Origin of the sequence: Iningainema tapete BLCC-T55 (assembly GCF_014698965.1) — a bacterium.
In the GTDB taxonomy this organism is placed as follows: domain Bacteria; phylum Cyanobacteriota; class Cyanobacteriia; order Cyanobacteriales; family Nostocaceae; genus Iningainema; species Iningainema tapete.
In genome coordinates this window covers 131627-150045 of the sequence record NZ_JACXAE010000126.1, presented here as the reverse complement: position 1 = coordinate 150045, position 18419 = coordinate 131627, and the positions used below count along the sequence as shown (strand labels likewise).

Here is an 18419-nt window from a genome sequence, read left to right as displayed (position 1 = left end):
GTTTCAAATAAATAGGTAATTATAGCCCTTTGCCCAAGAAGCATCTGACAAAGGTGGCACACACTTGTTACTGTAATCTATCACCAAATCATAACCGTATAGATCATACATCTCATTTAAAAGTGTTTGCACGATAACTGGCTCGTTATCTCCAGCACGTAGAGGTAGGGAAAATGTGGAATGACTTCTGGCAAATTAAAAGCATATAAATCAGCATAGGGAGGTAATGTTGCCCGGCGCGGCGACTATCAATGCAAAGTTATCAAGCAACTTGACTGTTGTTTTAGTCATCCCATCTCAACTTCAAAGTTTACAAAGGATAGCAGGTTGTTAGTTTTGGGTTGCAGAACCCCATTTTCAACCACTCTGAATGGTTGCACTTCTATCTTGCCACGGGAGCAAGAAATCAAGAATATAGGGGTTAAATGTAATAAATTTGACTTTTTTTAAAATACATATTACTGAAATCGCCTATAAGTAATAACTCTGAAATTTGCTGTATTCTTAAGTAGGGGATAATTTTGATTTTGTCAAGTAGTTAAGTTAACCTATGAGTAGATAAAGTTGTTCATCACAGTCAGCAAGAAGTTATTTTTGTCCGACACAGATTAATTGCAAGTCTATAAGTGCTGTTAATAACTTACGACTTTTCCTACTTTTCTTACAAAAAGTGCTTTTTTTATTAAGTCAATTAAAATTTTCTTTCTTCCCCAAAGCCAGCCCATCCTAACGTCAAACTTATGTTGGCTTTGCTTGTGGCAATAACGGTGCAATTCATTGCCATTGATTGTTTACAATGGCAACGAAGTATTTTCTGGATTTTTTTTAAAAAATAAAATTAATTATACAATTTGATTGTTCTATGGAGCCAAAGATGCTGTAACATGAGTAATTAAAATTACCACTTGCGTATAAATAGATAAATGCTGTATGATTCTTGCCAAACAGTACTAGAGCCAAAACAATTTGACTAAATGCACGTCTGTGTATATGTTAGATAGTTAAAGGTTCGGCTACTGGGCTATGCTTGAACCACATTTTTGCTCTATGTCTCTCATTAGTGTGTATTGAAACGCTAAGTGAGGTGTCATCTACAACTAGCTTTGGTCATAAACCTGAAGTACCATTGAGCGCTCAAAGTTTCTCAAAGCAGCAAGTTCATTAGAAACTTGTGGTGAGGAAATTTTTATGCTCAATCTTAATCTCACGTCAGAATGTCTATAGATACTCTGACAGAAGCTTGTAAACTGAAAAAAACTGCTGATTTTGGGGCAAAAATCAGGTTATCCCAATATATATCTATATGCTCAAATCGTCATTCAGCAGACGTTGTTTTTTGTCTGTTGGTTTATCTGGTTTGGCAGGGGTTAGTGCTGTCGCATTGGGGAAACATAAATACTTCATGCACCACAGCATTGCACTTGACAAATCTAGAGATTTTAAAGTAACAGATTTTACTCCGTTAAAGAAGCGTGCTGCGGCTAAGGGATTAGTTTACGGAGCAGCAGCGATGCGAGATTATCTGTTGTCTGACAAAAACTTAGAGGCAAGTTTTATTCGTGAGTGCAACATCTTGGTGCCGGAAAACGATCTCAAATGGGATGCTTTGCGCCCCGCACCAAACAAGTTTAACTTTAGCCAAGCAGATTGGTTAGCTCAATTTGCTACTCGTAACGGGATGCTGTTTCGCGGACACACTTTAGTCTGGCATCAACAGCTGCCTCAATGGTTTAAAGAAGTAGTTAATCGCCAAAATGCGGAAAAATTTTTGGTAGAACATATTACAACTGTTACCAAACGTTACGCAGGTCGAATGCACTCGTGGGATGTAGTCAACGAGGCTATTGAACCAGATGATGGGCTAAAGGGTGGTTGGCGGCGAAGTCCGTGGTTTGAGTTTTTAGATTCAGATTACATAGAGCTTGCCTATAGAACTGCTGCTAATGCAGACAATAAAGCAATGTTGGTTTACAACGAAAACGATTTGGAGTATGACACGCCTAAGCATGAAGCGAAAAGAACTCTTGTTCTGAAATTATTAGAGCGTTTGAAATCTAAAGGAACGCCGATTCATGCTTTAGGTATTCAGTCTCATTTGAAGGGTGAAACCCGTTTGAATGCTAAAAAACTGAGGAGTTTTCTTGCTGATGTTGCTAGTCTTGGTCTAAAAATTCTGGTAACAGAATTAGATGTGTTAGACGAACAATTGCCGAACGATTTGCAGCAGCGAGATCGCATTGTCGCCGCTTGTTATGAAGACTATCTTTCAGTAGTGCTTTCGGAACGAGCAGTTATTGCAGTCTTGACTTGGGGATTAAGTGATAGACGCACTTGGCTTTCAATGTTTAATCGCCCAAATAAACAAGTACGTCCTTTACCACTGGACTCAAACTTGAGTCGCAAGTTGGTATGGAATGCTATGGCAAGAGCTTTTGACTCAGCGCCGAAACGTTGATGTCGCAAAGCTTTTGTCCTAAATATCCCGTGATGATTTAAATCGTTCGCACTTAAAAATTATCGCCAAACTGACGTAAAGTAGGGAAATTAACGAGATGAAAAAATTTGATGAAGTTGTCTTACTTGGGACTAAATTTCATAAAGTCAAAGTAAATGAACTAATTAACTATATTGTCAAATCAGCCAAAATTCCTAAAAAAACAATCATAGGTAACGTCAATGTTCGGGCAATGAACTTTGCTTACGAACTACCTTGGTATCGAGATTTTGTGAACAAGTCGGACTTAGTATTCTGCGATGGATTTGGTGTTTTATTAGGAGCAAAAATTTGCGGCTGTAATGTTAATTCATCTCATCGCATGACCTGTCCAGATTATATTGAGGATTTAGCTAAATCTTGTGAACGGGAGCAGGTTTCATTGTTCCTGCTAGCAGGTGAGCCAGGTACAGTGGATAAAGCGATCGCCAAGCTCAAAGCGATCGCACCAAACTTAAAAGTAAAAGGACATCATGGTTATTTTGAGAAAACTGGTGCAGAAAATGAATATGTAATCCAACAAATCAACGAATTTAAGCCAGATGTCTTGTATGTTGGCTTTGGGATGCCCTTGCAAGAAAGATGGATTTTGAAGAATCTAGAGTATATAGATGCGAAAGTGTTTCTCCCTCTAGGCGCATGTCTTGATTTCTATACTGAAACTGTCTATAGAGGTCCGCGTTGGATGACTGATAGCGGACTAGAGTGGTTAACACGATTGGTTACAGAACCAAGCCGTCTGTGGGAACGTTATGTGATTGGCAATCCGCTGTTTTTTTATCGGCTTTTATCTGAAAGGTTGAGAAAATTTTTTACAAAGGGTTCACGAGCATCTTCACAGTACTAAGACAGTCATTTTTAAGATATCTACCAAGCGAAATATCGGGGAATAACAATTATGGTTCCTAAATCATTAGAAGTATCAGATTTTAAACCAGATCTAAGATCACCCAAAGGCACAAGAATACAAAGAGGAATAACTACAAAATTTCTGCGGGTAATAACGCTGATGTTGCTAGATTCCTTGGCTTTATTCTTAGCATGGAAGTTAGCAATATTTTATGGCACACCAGTAAAGACTTTGGCAGAAAAACCATCTTTTTTACTCCTCATTCTCATAGTTGTAATCGGCTTTATTACTGTTCAAGGACTATATAGATCGGGAGGAAATCGTCGTAACTATATTGGTTTAATTAAAGCAGTAACTCAATCAGAAATTCTCCTCTTGCTGATCGGGTTTCTTTATGAACCAGATATTTATGTCTCGCGCTCAACTTTTCTACTGTTTTGGTCTTTATCTGTAGTTTTGATTTGTACTGCTCGTTTGCTCTGCGATATCAGCACTAAACTCTTACGAAACAAAGGAGCTATTCGTCATTCAATTTTTGTGATTACTGACTTAGAAGATAAAGAGCGACATATTAAGTTAATCGAAAAAGAAGGTTGCTACACAATACAAGGAATTACTGATTCTAGTAGTTTGGATTTAAAGAACAGAGAAGCAACTTTTGAGTATTTACGTCAAAATGGCATAGAAGAAGCTTTTGTTTCTTGGAATGCGATCAAGAACCGTCTCTATGTTTGCTGGAATTTTTACACCGCAGGCATTACTCTAAGAATATTGCCAAATCAAACTGATGTTTATCATCCCAAATCAGTTTTTTGGACAATAGGTGAAGTTCCTTGTATGACAATTCCAGCACCAATTCTTGCTGGGAGTGACTTTTGGCTCAAACGGTGTTTTGACCTTTGTTGTGCAATTATACTGTTATTGATTTTGTCACCTGTTTATGTGGCGATCGCCATTCTCATTAAGTTAGATTCTCCCGGACCAATATTCTTCAAACAAAATCGCATCGGTTTGCATGGTAAGAGTTTTAAGATTTGGAAATTCCGGACAATGGTTGTTAATGCAGAAAAGCTGCAAGCAACTCTAGAAGCCAAAAATGAAATTAAAGATGGAGTCCTCTTTAAAATGAAGAACGACCCTCGCATCACACGCATAGGCAAATTCTTACGTCGTTATAGTCTGGATGAATTACCGCAAATATTTAATGTTTTGTTTGGACAGATGAGTTTAGTAGGTCCGCGCCCCCTTCCCATGAGAGATGTGGAGAAGTTCAAAACAAAGCATTTTATTCGACAAGAAGTGTTGCCAGGTATTACCGGATTGTGGCAGGTTTCTGGTCGTTCAGATATTGATAATTTTGAAGATGGAGTGAAGTTAGACCTGACATACATTGAAAATTGGTCTTTGTGGCTAGATGTACAAATTTTGCTGAAAACTGTCGGGGTAGTTCTGCAAAAGTCTGGTGCCTATTAATTTGTAGAGAGACACGCCATGGCGCGTCTCTACAAAAACTTTACAGTATCTTTAAAAATATTTGTCTAATCTACTTGAAATTAAGGATAATTTAAGATAAGCTGAACTGCGACATAATGTATCGAATAAAACTTAGTATAGAGGTAATTTAAATTGTCTACAATATATCCCTATGATAGATAACATTACCATTTATAAACACATTAGGAAAAAACACAAATTGTTTTCTATTTGTGAAAGGATAACTACCAAAGCTGTTAAACTAAGTAACTAAATATTAAAAATTTAATATTGGCTCCAATGAAAGCATTTAACTACAATTGGTGAAAATATATGGAGACTAAAGGCTATATAGAAGAATTAGATATTCAAAAATATTTACAGGTAATCAAAAGACGTTGGCTGATTATTTTAGGAGTGGTTTTAGTCACATCCGGATTATCATCGGTTGCTGCGTTTATGCGCAAGCCTGTATACCAAGCCAGTGGATTAGTGCTGCTGAGATCAGATCGAACCTCATCTCTGACAAAAGTAGGAGAAAAAATCGGAGATATCGAATCTATAATGCGTGAGGGTAATCCACTACAAACACAAGCAATGGTTTTGAAGTCTCAACCGATCTTAAAAGAGGCGATAAATAAATTAGAGCTAAAAGATAAAAAAGGTAATCCAATTGAGCCAGAGGCACTGAATATTAAGGTTGAAACAGCTGTAGGTACGGACATATTGAAGGTTTCCAACACTTCACAAAATCCTCAATTGGCAGCATCAATAGTCAATGAGGTGATGAAATCATACGTGGAGAATAATGTTCAGTCTAATCGCACTCAAGTGATTGCAGCGGGTGAATTTATTAAAAAACAACTACCATACTCTCAAGCAGAATTAGAACGAGCTTCCGAAGCACTACGTCAGTTTAAAATTCGATATAAGATTATCGAGCTACCCCAAGAGGCGGGGGCTGCCATTAGTAATATTGCTCAAATAGATGCACAAATAAATCAGGCTCGGGCAGCTCTTGCAGAAGTAAGCGCTCAAGAAGCACAAATACGCTCTCAACTAGATTTTGCCGGCTCCAAAACTGTAGAAATTACTTCCCTTAGTCAAATACCGGGAGTACAGTCCGTTTTAGGTGAACTGCAAAAAGTACAAAGCCAGCTAGCAAGCGATCGCGCACGTTATACAGAAACACATCCATCAGTTACTTTCTTAAAAAATCAAGAAGCTACTTTAAATTCTTTATTGCAGGAGCGGATAAATCAAACTTTAGGAGCTAAAGGAAAGGAACTGGTTTTAGGTACTCAAAAAAATGTTTCCCCAAACAAGTTACAAATGGGAGAAATAAAAACAAGTCTAGCAAGTCAATATGTACAGTTAGAGGCGCAACGCCAAGGTTTAGAAAGTAAATTAAGAGCTTTATCTGAACTGCGAGTAAGTTTTAAAGAAAGGCTGGATATACTACCAAATTTAGAGAAAAAGCAAGGCGATTTAGATCGCAGGTTGGCGATCGCTCAGAAAAACTACGAAAACCTGCGGACAAGACTACAGGAAATTGAAGTAGCAGAAAGGCAAACCACTGGTAATGCAAAAATTATTGAGCCAGCCGAAGTTCCCAAAAAACCTGCTCCTAACAAAATCATATTAGTCTTATTAGGAGGTGGCGTATTTGTTGGTTTGTTGCTAGGTGTAGCGGCGGCATTTTTTGTAGACTTAATTGATAGCTCATTGAAAACGGTTAAAGAAGCAGAGGCATTTTTTGGCTATACAATGCTGGGGATAATTCCTAAGTTTGACACCAATAATACATCTAATCCTGTTAACTTAATGGGAGAAAGAGTCTCCAAGCGTGTCATTGTTGCCACCTCTCCTTACTCGGTAATTCATGAAGCATACCAAATGCTTCAAGCAAACCTCAAGTTTATTAGCCATAAAAAAGTCCGCACAATTGTAGTTACAAGTTCTGTACCTCAAGAAGGAAAATCAGAAGTTTCTGCTAATTTAGCTGCTGTATTGGCGGCTGCTGGAAAGCAAGTTCTACTAGTTGATGCCGATCTCTGTCACCCAGCACAACATCATCTGTGGGGGCTAATTAACTCAGTGGGTTTAAGTAACATAATAGTTGGTCATGATGAATTTTCATACAGCTTGCAAGCTGTTACAAAAAATCTATCCGTCATGACAGCAGGAGTTCAGCCTCCTAATCCTTTGGCTTTAATTGACTCTGAACGCATGAGTTCTTTAATTGAGATGTTCTCTCAGCGCTTTGATTATATTGTGTTTGATACTCCTCCTTTAGTTGGGAGAGCAGATGGAGCAATTTTAGGAAAAATGGCAGATGGAGTTTTGTTAGTAGTAAGACCTGGTATTGTGGATTCAGCTAGCGCTACCACAGCTAAGTCGCTACTAGAACGTTCTGAAGCTAATATCTTGGGAATTGTTGTTAATGGTGTGAATATGAAAATCAAGCCGAACAACTACTTTTATTATTCCCATCCCCCAATGGGACAGGATGTTGTAGACACGCCCAAACAAAATGAACGATGGGTATACAAGTAAATTTGATGGAAAATTCATCTGAACAAACACCTTTAAATCTTTGGCAGATTGTGAAAGAAGACTGGATTGCTCACGGACGTGACTGGACTAAGCCTGGATTTCGAGCTGTAGCAGTTCACCGTTTTGGCGTTTGGCGAATGAATATTAAACCACTACTTTTGCGAGCGCCTTTGAGCATTCTTTATCGAATGCTATTTCGCAAAGTTCGGAATCATTATGGAATAGAACTACCATATTCTGTGCAACTTGGTCGCCGCGTCATTATTGAACATCAGGGAGCAATAGTCATTCACGGAGACTGCACAATTGGAGATGATTGTATTATTCGCCAAGGGGTGACTTTGGGCAACCGTTATCTGGATCGTCCTTTTGATGCACCTAAATTAGGCAACCGTGTCAATGTTGGTGCGGGTGCGAAAATCTTTGGCAACGTCCAAATAGGCGATCGCGCAAATATCGGTGCTAATGCTGTAGTTTTGTGCGATGTTCCAGCCGAAGCTACCGCAGTTGGAATACCTGCAAGAATTATCTAAGCATGAGGTCGTCACTCATACAAATTTTGACAACTTTACCAGATGGTGCTTATGATGAATTCTCAAAACTTAGGACTGACTGTACTACTTAGTTATCAAATTAAGTGTTTGTCAAATACAGAAGTTGTCATGGTCAGAAAATTTTTGGATGAAATGCTCAAATTTTCTAGTCTTTGGCCCGGTAAAATGAGGCTGCTTATAGAGCAAGATCCAAAAAAAACTGAACTACTTGAGACGGTAACAATCAAGATCAGCGAATTACCATTTAAGTTAATTGTAGTCTCTTTCAAAGATCTTAGTCCTGCTGTTCTTTTAGAAGATACGAACATTGTATATAGTGCTGTTAGCCCTAAACACAATCATATTAGTCAGTACTGCAAGCAAGGCAATGTTCCTTGCGTTTATATTTCCGAATGTACTTTAAAAGCTAGAAAGCAAATGAAAGCTTTCAATATCAAAAATCCAATTCGTCTTTGGCGAAACTATCTTTGGGAGGATAACCAAGAAAAAAAACATCTTTTATCTATAGTTCTGGCGAATGGAATTCAGTGCAATGGCACTCCAACTTATGAAGAATATCGTCAGATAAATTCCAACGCACTGTTATATTTTGATAATCGCGTCAATGATGATTTATTAGCAAAACCGGAAGAAATTGAAGAAAGAACTCAATATTTGTGTGAAAATAAACAACCAATAAGACTATGTTTTTCAGGTCGTTTAATCAAGATGAAAGGTGCAGATCACCTCATAGACATTGCTCAACATCTCAAACAACTTGAAGTTCAGTTTCAAATGTTTATTTGTGGAGATGGCGATCTCAAAGACAAAATGCAGAAGAGAATTTCTGCAAGCGATCTTAATAATGATGTCAAAATGATGGGGATGTTACCTTTTAAAAAACAACTACTTCCTTTTCTGAAGAAGAATGTAGATGTATTTGTTTGCTGTCATATACAAAGTGACCCTTCATGTACTTATTTAGAAACCATGTCATGTGGCGTACCAATTATTGGCTATGCAAATGAAGCTTTTTTAGGAGTTGTCAAATATTCTCAAGCGGGATGGTTAATTGATATAGATCAACCACGGTTACTAGCCAACAAACTTGTCGAATTAAATAAAAATAGACAAGCTATCAAAGATATGTCATTTCTCGCGCTTAAATTTGCCCAAGAACATACATTTGAAAAGACTTATGAAAGACGGCTCAAACACATAGAGCAGACTTATTATCAGTTTAAAGAAAATGTATTATCTGTCGTGTGATCTGTCAACAAATTTAATATAGTAATAGAGGTACAAATAGAAATGTCAATTACTTACGGAATATGGTTTACTGATGTTATTCTGTTAGTCAGCGCATCACTACTACTGATTATCTGCCTATTTTTTCTCATAGAATGTGCTGCGGCTACCTTTGCCATTAATAAAAACACTAATGGAGATCATTGGCAAAATGCCCAAGTTACTGTCTTAGTCCCGGCACATAATGAAGAGGTAGTAATCGGCTTAACAATCGAAAAACTGACAAAAGCGTTGAAAAAACAAGACCGCTTAGTCATCATTGCCGACAATTGTGATGATGCAACAGCCAAGATTGCGCTGGCAAAAGGTGCTATGGTAATTGAGCGCCACGACCTCAATCTTAAAGGTAAAGGATATGCCCTAGACTATGGCTTACAGTCTATAGAGTCAGATCCTCCTGACGTGGTCGTAATTGTTGATGCTGACTGTACAGTTACACCAGAGACAGTCCAGCAACTGACTGAGTATGCTCTAGCCACAAATAGACCAATCCAAGCTACCTACTTAATTGCCAAATCAAAAGACTCTCGATCCTCAAAAGACATTATTGCACAATTTTCCAACATAGTTAGAAATCTCGTTCGCCCTCTAGGATTAGCCTACTTAGGACAGCCTTGCCCTCTGCTGGGTTCAGGTATGGCTTTTCCTTGGTCAGTTATTCGCTCAGTGAATTTAGCTAATGGTAACATTGTCGAAGACTTAAAACTAGGCTTAGATTTAACCATTGCTGGACACAAACCAATGTTTTGCCCAGAAGCAAAAGTGATGGGATATTGGCCACAACAAGAACAAGCAGCAAAAAGTCAGAGAACCCGTTGGGAACATGGTCATTTACAGACTATGCGAACTTATGTTCCTATCCTGCTTAAGGAAGCATTATATCAAAAAAGGTTCGATTTATTGGTGAGCATTTTGGACTTGTGTGTGCCACCTTTATCTCTGTTAGTTATGATTTGGTTAGTGCTAATGGTAACTACTGTAGTATTCTCTTTCTTGGGAACATCTTGGTTACCAGCAGTTCTAGTAGCGACAGCAGGATTTTGTTTCCTGATGGCAATTCTTGTTGCTTGGGCTAAGTTTGCTATTCAAGAGTTACCTCTAGGCGAACTTTTAGCTATTCCTTTTTACGTTTTCTGGAAGATTCCAGTTTATCTCAAGTTCTTAGTTAAACCACAAAAGATGTGGGTTCGTACTGAACGAGATTCGATAAATGTTGCCGATGTTAATACCAAGTTTTAGATTATTGTGTATTCTTTCACAATTACTGGGAATTCTACTAACAACACACACAAAAAATGTCCACACAGCTACGCATTCTTTATGCAGTTGGTCCAGAAGATGTTATTGAAGCATATAATTATTGGCTCAAAGGTCAAGATGCTCCATCACAAGTATCAGTTACTTTCTCCAGTCAATTTTATGCAGTTTGTCAAGCTTTAGATGCTAAGGGTTACGTAATTGCTCAGTCTAACAAAAAGGAATTTATCCAAGACGATCGCTTGATAGTTGAGCGTCGCCCTGTACCATTACCACTAGCCACAGGAGTTTTGTATCACGTCAGACAAATTTGGTGTGGATTGAGTTTACTAGCTTCTGCGCTGCGCTTTCGTGCTAACGTCGTAGTTGCAGATAGCGGCACCACTTATTGGTTTGTTCTATCTTTATTTAGCTGGTTAGGGCTTTGCGTTATTCCATCATTACATTGTATGCTCTGGTGTAAGTACCTACCTCTACGTTTAGTCGATAAATTGAATTTGGCACTTAGCCGTCATTTGTTTGCTCACAACAGTCAGGCAATACTGGTGGCGTCACTAGACATAGCTAAACAGATTTCCCAAATCACAAAAGGTAAACATCAACCAATTTTGGAATTCTTTTCTAGCTACCGTAGAGCAGACTTCGCGAATATACCTGAACCATCACTGGAGCGTGAGTCTTGGCGAGTTCTTTTTGCTGGTAGGGTTGAGCAAAGTAAGGGAGTGTTCGACTTATTAGAAATTGCCCACCGTTTTGCCACTCTTGGGAGACAAGATATTATTTTTGACATTTGTGGTGAAGGCTCAGCACTAGAGCCTTTGCGTCAGACTGCACATCAGTTAGGTGTTGATAGTTCCTTTATCTGTCATGGATACTGTACCAAAACGCAAATGCGATCTATGTTTGGTAGTTCCCATGTGGTCATTGTACCCACTAAAACCGACTTTATTGAAGGTTTTAATCGTGTAGTGTGTGAAAGTATTTTGTCAGGACGTCCGGTTGTCACCTCCGCTGTTTGTCCTGCATTATCTTATGTTCGGGATGCTGTAGTTGAGGTTCCTCCTGATGATGTTCAGGCTTACGGTGATGCATTGCTTGAATTATATAGCAATTATCAACTTTATGAACAAAAAAGACGTGCTTGCTTAGAAGTACAAGAGCAATTTTATGACAATTCAAAAAGTTGGGGAGCAGGTCTAAAACAGATTCTGATGACAATTCAAAAATAGTGATAATATTAGGCATGAACATATCTAACTATTCTAACTATACAAATGCCAGAGTAAATAAATTTATCAGAGTTTTTGAGCAAGCTTTGGTTATTTTAAGCTTAAGCTTCTTCACTGGAATATTTGGTATTGGTGCTATAGGTGATTTGCTGCCACCAGCCGTTGTCTCATTAGTGAGATATATTGTTTGGATAATTTCAACCATTCTCATTTGTGTTCATTGGAAAGGTTCGTTAATCGTAGTTAGTAGAAACATCTTACTTTGTGTATTAACGGCATTAGCATGGCTATCATTTATCTGGTCAGAATTTCCAGATTTTACTTGGTTTAATGGGAAAGAAATCTGTATGATGACCACGTTTGGCTTATATTTTGCGACAAGATTTAGCTTAAAAGAACAGGTACAACTCATTGCAATTACTTTATTTATAGGCGCTAGTCTCAGTGTAATTTTTGCCATCGGGCTCCCGGTTATTGGCATACACGGAGCAGATCATCCAGGAGCATGGAAAGGAGTATATGGATACAAAAATGTCCTTGGTAGCATGATGGTTTTAAGCTCGTTAGCATTTTTTTCACTACCTAAAGGGAATTTTGCTTTATACAAGTGGGGTGGTTTTAGTTTGGCAATATTTTTAATGCTGCTTTCAACTTCAAAAACTGCTCTTGTACTTTCTTTGCTGCTTTTACTAATAATGAACTTCTATAAAAACTTTCGCTGGCAAGGAAAGATCAGTGTAATTTTTGTAGACATTGGAATTATTATCTTTGGATGTGTTGCTTTATTGATGTTCAGTAGTTGGGTAGAACTTTTAACTGGTTTAGGAAGAGATCCAACTTTAACTGGTAGGACTCCCTTGTGGAGTTATGCGATCGCTCGATTAATGGAAAGACCAATTTTGGGTTATGGGCGTGGTGCATTTTGGGCACCAGGAAGCGGATATGCGATCGAAGCAGGTAATATAGCATCACCAGGCTGGATTCCACCGCATGCTCACAATGGTTTCATTGATCTAGCACTTGATAATGGTTTGATTGGTTTAGCACTTTTTATTATTATTTATCTCACTTGCTTGGCTCGGTCATTACAACTAGCTTACGCGACTAAAGAACCAGAACAGATATGGCCACTAGCATATCTCATTTTCTTGGCAATGAATAACATGACAGAGAGTTTTTTAATGCGTTTAGGTAACATATATTGGGTTTTGTTGATCACAATTGTTTTTACTTTGAAACAAAAAAATATTTTAATAACATATAATAATGAAGTAAAATTATGAGTGAAACTAATATTACTTTCGTGTGCTGCGTTGAGTCGGGAAGGCTGGAAATCCAAACTGTACGTATGATACAGAGCCTGCGTCGGTGGGGGGGGAAGTTTGCCTCAGCACCTATATTTGCCGTAACTCCTCGGTTTGGACCTCCACTTACCCACAAAACACGTCAACTTTTAGAGGATTTACAAGTACAATATCTTCGGTTTCAAAAAAAAAGTAACTATCCGTGGAACACATATCTGAATAAGCTTTATGCTCTACAAGCTGTAGAACAGCGAGTCAAATCTGAATGTGTTGCTTGGTTAGACAGCGATCTACTAGTCTTGAACGAACCGGATCAACTCACTCTCAACCAAGAAGAAAGTTTTGCTGCCTGCGCCCCAGACAAGAATATTGGCACTACAGGTGTGGACGATCCACATGAACCTTATTGGCGAGAGATTTGCAAATATATAGGTCTAGATATTGAAGACCTCCCATGGATCAAGACAGAGCAGGAAGGGATACGTATCCGTTTATACTGGAATAGCGGTTTATTTGTTTATCGCCGTTCAACAAATTTTGCTGAGCATTACTTGCAAACATTTTTTCAAATGTGTGATTCCCGTATAGCTTCCCACGAATCTGGATGTTTTTTCAACGATCAAGTTGCTTTAGGCTTGACAATGGTTAAGATGGGAATTCCTTGGCGTGCTTTGCCTTACTCTCACAACTATAGTATGGGCAGTAGGACACATAAGCACTGGTACAGTGAAGAAAAACTCACAAAAGCTAAGATAATTCACTACCATGATGCAATGTTGCCCGACTTTTGGGAAACATTCCTAGAATGTCTCAGTAAAACACATCCACCTGTAGCTGATTGGTTGTCTCCTCTTGGTCCGTTGAGAAAAGAATCTCCTCTGCAATGGCGTGCTATGAACAAGTTACTTCACACGTTCAGGTTGCAGCAAAAGCAGGCTTATCTCAAATCCTGCAAAGTAGTTTGATATCACCAGCACAGAACTTAAGTTAAACAAATCATTAACCTTCACAGGAGGTGTAGCCTTGCATTCTATTGGAGTTGTGGTAATTGGACGTAATGAAGGAAATCGTCTTCATCAATGTCTTAAATCAGTAGTTGGTGAGGGAAGAACAGTAATTTACGTTGATTCTGGCTCAACTGATGGTAGTGTAAAGCTAGCTCAAGAACTTAGTGTTCATGTAGTAGAACTCGATTTATCTATTCCATTCACCGCCGCCCGTGCTAGGAATGCAGGGTTTGAATACTTGTTGCAACTACAACCAGTCGAATTTGTCCAGTTTGTGGATGGAGACTGTCGGGTTGCTCAGGGATGGTTGGAACGAGCTGTGTCTGAACTAGTTGCACAACCTGATGTTGTAGTGGTTTGCGGTCGCCGTCGTGAAGAATTTCCCCATAACTCAGTTTATAATCTCTTGTGCGACATTGAGTGGGATACTCCTATAGGTGAAGCTAAAGCCTGTGGGGGTGATGCCATGATGCGGGTGAGTGCGTTGTCAAAGGTTGGTGGTTACAATCCAACATTGATTGCCGGAGAAGAGCCAGAACTTTGTGTGCGATTGCGTCAAGCAGGTGGTAAAATTTTCCGGATCGATGCAGAAATGACTTTGCACGATGCCCAAATCACTCGTTTTAGTCAGTGGTGGAAGCGTTCAATTCGTAATGGTCATGCTTATGCTGAAGGTTCTTGGCTACATGGTAACAGTCCTGAACGACATTGGGTGAGAGAAAGTCGCAGAATTTGGTTCTGGGGTTTGTTGCCTTTGTTGATGATTGCTGTTGCATTTCCAACTAGGGGGTTGAGCATATTGTTGCTGTTAATGGGTTATGCCTTTGTAATATATAAGGTATATAAAATGACACGAGAACGCGGGTTTAAGTCAAAGGATTCGATTCTTTACGCCCTGTTTTGCGTGTTAGATAAATTTCCTCAATTACAGGGTCAAATTAAGTTTCACATTTCTCGGTTATTAAAACAACAACGCACCATAGTTGAATATAAAAGTGTCACAGAGCCAACTTAAAAAAATTAACAATTACCACTTATGACAACAAAACTCAAATCAGCAGTAATTGGCACAGGGGCAATTTCTAAAGAGCATCTTAGTTTTTTGGCTCAATGTGATAAAGCACATCTTGTTAGTGTTTGCGATCTTTCTAAAGCGGCTGCTAGGTATGCGGCAAAACGTTATGGTGCCGACTCGACTTTCACTGATTATCGTCAGATGCTTAGTGAGGTGAAGCCTAATGTTGTACATATTCTGACTCCGCCTCATACTCACAAGCCGATCGCTAAGGATTGTCTGGAAGCTGGTGTTCATGTATTCTGTGAGAAGCCGATTACTCCAACTTATGATGAGTTTAAAGAACTTTGGTCTTTTGCACAGTCTCATCAGCGCTGGTTGATTGAAAATCAGAATTACTGCTTTAATGAAAAAATTCTCGCGATTCAGAAATTAGTTGCGGATGGTGTTCTTGGTGAGGTGCAGGAAGTTGAAGTCCGCATCGCTGTTCCTGTTCGGGATGGAGGAGTATTTGCTGATGAAAATTTGCCTAATCCTATTCATAAGATGCCTGCAGGGGTAATTCATGATTTTATTACCCATCTGTGTTCTTTGGTGGTGCGTTTTATCCCAGATTTTGATCGCGTTAGCGCGGCATGGAGTAATCACGGTGGTGGGAACTTGTTCCGGTATGATGACCTTGATGCGATCGTCATCTCTGGTTCAGCACACGCTCGAATTCGATTTAGTTGTCATACACCACCCAAGACTTTTGCTGTGACGGTAAGAGGTTCCAAAGGTTATGCAGAAACTGATTTGTTTCAGCCTCACTTACGTTGTGTTATACCCCGCGCTGGGGAATTGCTCTCTCCGTTGATTAATCATTTTGTCAATGGATGCGATTTAATTGGGGCGACATTTATTAACTTTCATCGCAAGATTATGCAAAAAACGCCTTATGAAGGTATGCATCGGTTGTTGGACAAAACCTATCAAGCACTAATTGATGGCACTGAGCCTCCAATTAGTTTTGAAGATATGGAGCGGACAAATCGCTTAGTTAATGCTTTATTGTTGGAGGTGAATCGAGTATGAAGTTACTGGTAACAGGTGCGTCCGGATTTCTGGGAAATTATGTTGTCGCTGAAGCACTCCGAAGAGGACACCAGGTGCGTGCAGTTGTGCGACCATCTAGTAATGAAAAGCACTTACCTTGGCACAATCATCCAGCAGTAGAGCTAATTCGGCTCGATTTGCGACGTAAGAATGGTATTGTTGATGCACTCAAGGGTGTCGATGCGGTTGTTCATTTGGCAGCGGCTAAAGAAGGTGACTTTTACACGCGATTTGCTGGCACAGTCGTGGCTACGGAAAATTTGCTTGATGCCATGATTGAGGCGTCGGTGTTGCGGCTAGTTGATATTAGTACTTTCTCGGTGTATGACTATCTCCGTACCCCAACGAATACAACTATTACTGAAGATACACTGATAGAAAGTAATCCTCTAGATCGCGATGAATATGCCCAAACCAAGCTCCTTCAAGAAGAACTTGTGCGTGAATTTGAAGAGAATTATAAAGCACAGGTAACGATTATTCGCCCAGGACTGGTTTATGGACGAGATAATCTTTGGAGTACTTTGCTGGGCGGACAATTGACCAAAAATTTATGGTTACAAATTGGCTCTCATGCAACAATGCCCTTGACATATGTAGAAAATTGTGCAGATGCAATTTTGAGTGCAACAGAGCGTGAGGAGGCGATCGCTCAAACTCTCAATATCGTTGATGATGACTTACCTATCCAGCGTGATTATATCAAGAAACTGGCTGAGCGCAAATACTCTCTGCCCCGTCTGATTCATATTAATTGGACATTGATGCGTGCGATCGCCTGGACCTTCTTTACTTACAATAAAAAAGTACTTAAAGGGCAAGCAAGATTACCAGGCATATTTAACCCAGTAATTTTAGATGCTAGGTTTAAGCATTTTCGCTTTAGCAATGCACGTGCAAAACAAATTTTAAACTGGAAGCCCAAATATTCACTTGACACTGCTCTTGATCGTTCGCTGAGCAATACCGAATTATTGCAAGTGCCACAACCAACACCAGTGATGCAGGGGGGTGCTTGAGCATGAAGATTGCTTACCTAACAGGGCAATATCCCAGAGCAACAGACACTTTTATCCAGCGAGAGGTAATTACCCTACGAGAAATGGGTGTGGATGTACACACATTTTCGATTCGGCGCACGGGTGATGAGCATATGGTAGGGGTAGAACAAAAGCTTGAACGCGATCGCACGTTCTATATTCTCCCACCCAATCCAATTAACTTACTGCTAGCGCACCTAAGTATACTGCTTGCCTCCCCAAAAAAATACCTTCAAGCAATCAAGCTAGCATTGTCAACCAGCCAACCAGGATTGCAGGGTGCGATTTATCAGTTATTCTACTTCTTAGAAGCAGGCATCCTTGCCCAACAAATCAAAGCGCGACAAATTGTCCATCTCCACAACCACGTTGCCGAAGCGAGTGGAACTGTTGCCATGCTTGCCGCTCTCATGGGCAATTTTACTTACAGCTTCACATTACACGGTCCGTACATCTTCTTTAGACCGTATCAATGGCGACTAGACGAAAAAATAAAACGAGCGCTGTTTATATGTTGTATTAGCCATTACGCCCGCAGTCAGGGAATGATTTTTGCACCACAAGACAAGTGGAATCAGATGCATATCATTCATTGCGGTATAGATCCGGCATTATTCGATGTCGTTTCTCACAATCAATTCGGAAAACGGTTGCTTTTTGTCGGCAGACTGGCTGCCGCAAAAGGATTACCGATTTTACTAGAAAGTCTGGCTATTTTAACACAAAAGCATCCAGATATCTTATTAACAGTTGTAGGTGATGGTCCAGATCGGGAAAAGTTAGAACAAATGACTACCGATTTGGGATTAAGTAACAATGTCAAATACGTTGGCTATAAATCCCAAGCTGAAGTACGCGACTATTTTCAGCAAACCGATATTTTCGTGATGTCCAGTTTTGCTGAGGGGATACCAGTAGTGCTGATGGAAGCAATGGCAGCAGGTGTACCTGTGGTAGCCACCCAAATTGCTGGCGTCAGTGAGTTAGTAGAAAATGGTGTAAACGGCTACCTTGTACCGCCAGGAGATATTGTTATTATGGCGGAAAAAATCGAAATATTACTGAGTAACTCTGATATTAGAGCAGCATTTGGCACATCAGGTCGAGCAAAAGTAGAGAAAGAATTTAACATACATCACGAAGTTGCACGATTACATCAAATTATGAAGAGCGCCTTACAAGGCAATTTTGAACCGATTCGTCCGTTCGTAGAAAGCAGCGCTAAAGCGCAACTACAAACCAAATTTTTTTGATAAAT

Annotated in this window: 15 protein-coding genes; 14 read left to right on the top strand and 1 reads right to left on the bottom strand. The window is 39.5% G+C overall.

Annotation, left to right across the window (positions count from 1 at the left end; genetic code table 11):
* Positions 1-3: 3 nt before the first annotated feature.
* Positions 4-132 carry a hypothetical protein gene (locus tag ICL16_RS46520; protein WP_337907217.1) on the bottom strand — a complete coding sequence of 43 codons (129 nt, stop codon included), beginning with the start codon at positions 130-132 and terminating at the stop codon, positions 4-6.
* Positions 133-1303: 1171 nt separating this feature from the next.
* On the opposite strand from ICL16_RS46520, the gene ICL16_RS41680 reads away from it, so the two are divergent.
* The 14 genes from ICL16_RS41680 (at position 1304) to ICL16_RS41615 (ending at position 18414) form a co-directional block, all read left to right on the top strand.
* On the top strand, positions 1304-2455 hold the full coding sequence (locus ICL16_RS41680) for an endo-1,4-beta-xylanase (RefSeq protein ID WP_190837988.1): 1152 nt from the start codon (positions 1304-1306) through the stop codon (positions 2453-2455).
* A 97-nt stretch (positions 2456-2552) separates the two neighbouring features.
* Positions 2553-3341, top strand: a complete 789-nt coding sequence (locus tag ICL16_RS41675) for a WecB/TagA/CpsF family glycosyltransferase (RefSeq protein WP_190837986.1) — start codon at positions 2553-2555, stop codon at positions 3339-3341.
* Between the two features lie 51 nt (positions 3342-3392).
* Entirely contained in the window at positions 3393-4817 is a 1425-nt protein-coding gene (locus tag ICL16_RS41670; RefSeq protein WP_190837984.1) for a sugar transferase, read from the top strand.
* Between the two features lie 333 nt (positions 4818-5150).
* The gene (locus ICL16_RS41665) at positions 5151-7373 is read left to right on the top strand and encodes a GumC family protein (protein ID WP_190837982.1); all 2223 of its coding nucleotides are present in this window, start codon (positions 5151-5153) and stop codon (positions 7371-7373) included.
* Between the two features lie 5 nt (positions 7374-7378).
* Positions 7379-7906 carry a serine O-acetyltransferase gene (locus ICL16_RS41660; RefSeq protein WP_420485337.1) on the top strand — a complete coding sequence of 176 codons (528 nt, stop codon included), beginning with the start codon at positions 7379-7381 and terminating at the stop codon, positions 7904-7906.
* A gap of 51 nt (positions 7907-7957) precedes the next feature.
* Positions 7958-9175, top strand: coding sequence for a glycosyltransferase family 4 protein (locus tag ICL16_RS41655; RefSeq protein WP_202895966.1), 1218 nt, complete (start codon positions 7958-7960; stop codon positions 9173-9175).
* A gap of 42 nt (positions 9176-9217) precedes the next feature.
* Positions 9218-10453 carry a glycosyltransferase family 2 protein gene (locus ICL16_RS41650; RefSeq protein ID WP_190837977.1) on the top strand — a complete coding sequence of 412 codons (1236 nt, stop codon included), beginning with the start codon at positions 9218-9220 and terminating at the stop codon, positions 10451-10453.
* 56 nt (positions 10454-10509) lie between these two features.
* Positions 10510-11700, top strand: a complete 1191-nt coding sequence (locus ICL16_RS41645; RefSeq protein WP_190837975.1) for a glycosyltransferase family 4 protein — start codon at positions 10510-10512, stop codon at positions 11698-11700.
* Between the two features lie 14 nt (positions 11701-11714).
* Positions 11715-12983 carry an O-antigen ligase family protein gene (locus ICL16_RS41640; protein WP_190837973.1) on the top strand — a complete coding sequence of 423 codons (1269 nt, stop codon included), beginning with the start codon at positions 11715-11717 and terminating at the stop codon, positions 12981-12983.
* Complete coding sequence (locus tag ICL16_RS41635; protein ID WP_238361183.1) at positions 12980-13969, top strand: glycosyltransferase family protein; 990 nt, start codon at positions 12980-12982, stop codon at positions 13967-13969. The genes ICL16_RS41640 and ICL16_RS41635 overlap by 4 nt, the downstream gene beginning before the upstream one ends.
* A gap of 58 nt (positions 13970-14027) precedes the next feature.
* Positions 14028-15026 carry a glycosyltransferase family 2 protein gene (locus ICL16_RS41630; RefSeq protein ID WP_190837971.1) on the top strand — a complete coding sequence of 333 codons (999 nt, stop codon included), beginning with the start codon at positions 14028-14030 and terminating at the stop codon, positions 15024-15026.
* Between the two features lie 21 nt (positions 15027-15047).
* A complete protein-coding gene (locus ICL16_RS41625; RefSeq protein ID WP_190837969.1) occupies positions 15048-16100 on the top strand; it encodes a Gfo/Idh/MocA family protein in 1053 nt (350 codons plus the stop codon).
* Complete coding sequence (locus tag ICL16_RS41620; RefSeq protein WP_190837967.1) at positions 16097-17140, top strand: NAD-dependent epimerase/dehydratase family protein; 1044 nt, start codon at positions 16097-16099, stop codon at positions 17138-17140. The genes ICL16_RS41625 and ICL16_RS41620 overlap by 4 nt, the downstream gene beginning before the upstream one ends.
* Positions 17141-17142: 2 nt before the next feature.
* The gene (locus ICL16_RS41615) at positions 17143-18414 is read left to right on the top strand and encodes a glycosyltransferase family 4 protein (RefSeq protein ID WP_190837965.1); all 1272 of its coding nucleotides are present in this window, start codon (positions 17143-17145) and stop codon (positions 18412-18414) included.
* Positions 18415-18419 lie beyond the last annotated feature (5 nt).